The organism is Cognataquiflexum aquatile (genome assembly GCF_003316845.1).
GTDB classification, from domain to species: domain Bacteria; phylum Bacteroidota; class Bacteroidia; order Cytophagales; family Cyclobacteriaceae; genus Cognataquiflexum; species Cognataquiflexum aquatile.
The window spans coordinates 1-1,407 of sequence record NZ_QMIK01000013.1; the positions used below are offsets into that span (position 1 = coordinate 1).

Below are 1,407 nucleotides of genomic sequence, written 5' to 3' on the forward strand. Positions count from 1 at the left end.
GGTGTAGGTACTATCTTTAAAATCAAGATTATTTTAATTTTTTTTACCTTTACGATACCGGAGAGGAAGCATACAGTGATCGTTCACTTGGATGTTTACCTTGTGTAGTGCCGACTTGATCGGCACTATTTTTTTCAGCTTTTTCAAAGCTGACCGGAGAGGGAAGCTCCAGCTCCTGTTCTTTGGATATTTCGGGTTGATAATCCTCTATAAACGGCATGTTGTTTTTCCATAATGCATAGATGGTAGTTAGGATTTTCTTTTGGACAGCCACATAGCTTTTCATTTTCAAGCCATGCTTTTCGAAAGTGCGGTTGAATAAGTTGTAGAAAGGTTTGACCTGATAGGTTATTGTCTGGAATGCCGGCATGAACATCGCGCGCCTTATCCTTGAGTTTCCTTTTTTTGAGATCCTGGTTTTTCCGTTGGTTTTTCCGGATTGGTTTTCGACGACATCATATCCGCAATAGCTTACCAGCTGTTTGTTGTTTTCAAAAAGTTCAAAGCCGTTGGTTTCGGCCAAAACTATTGCCGCTGTAAGGATACCCACTCCTTTGATCGAACAGATATTCCCGACCTTGCCCCATACTTCTGCCTTGGATTGGAGGTGGTTTTTGATTGTGGATTCAAGCTGTTCGAGCTGTTTATCGATCAGTTTGATCATGTTTTCCAACTGCTTTTCAACTGCCTTGGAAGAATACATGCCGTTTTTAATGGCATGGAGCTGATTTCTTGAAGCTGTCTTTTGTTCCTGCAGGCTCTGGTGATGCCTGGTCAGGGAACGGAGTTCATAGAAAAACCTGCCAAACGGTGACCAGGGAGACAGGCATTGCTCGGCTCCCATCTGAGCCAATCCCCGGGCATCGATCGTGTCGTTTTTAGATTTATTTCCAAGTGAGCGAAGATAGTTTTTCGCCTTGGTAGGCAAAACCACAGATACAGAATAGCCCTTTTCAAACAGGTACAAAGCACAGGTTTCATGGTAATTCCCCGTAGCTTCCATACAGATTACCAAAGGGACGTTTTCATCCTTTCGGTTTTTTTTGATCCAAGAATCCATCGATTTAAAACCGGTTTTTGAATTTGGGAAAGTCTGGGTAGATTTCACCGTTACTTTTTGACCTTTATCTATGGAAGATAAGCAGCCATTGATGGATTTACTGGAAACATCCAGTCCGACAGAATATTTTAACATAGGATAGAAGGTTTATAAAAACAGTATCCCCTCTTGTTCTTAACTCATCGTTATGGAGCATTGAAGGAGTTCTTCATGCCTGGGTACTATTCAGATTCGAAGAGGAAAAAATAAAGGTGTGATCCCTACACCGCAGTATCAGCATTGCTGTACTTAATTTGCAAATCAGGCTACACCTTTATTCTGTTTTTTGGTTCAGTTTAAAGATATGA

At 41.4% G+C, this 1,407-nt stretch carries 1 protein-coding gene; it reads right to left on the bottom strand.

Annotated features, from left to right (window positions below):
- Window positions 1-49: 49 nt before the first annotated feature.
- Window positions 50-1,195: an IS110 family RNA-guided transposase gene (locus tag DQW11_RS22135; protein ID WP_113926323.1), complete on the bottom strand. Its 1,146-nt coding sequence runs from the start codon at window positions 1,193-1,195 to the stop codon at window positions 50-52.
- Window positions 1,196-1,407 lie beyond the last annotated feature (212 nt).

What these genes read in the sequence shown, in the direction of transcription:
- DQW11_RS22135 (WP_113926323.1), bottom strand. Translation starts at nt 1,195, where the DNA reads ATGTTAAAATATTCTGTCGGACTGGATGTTTCCAGTAAATCCATCAAT.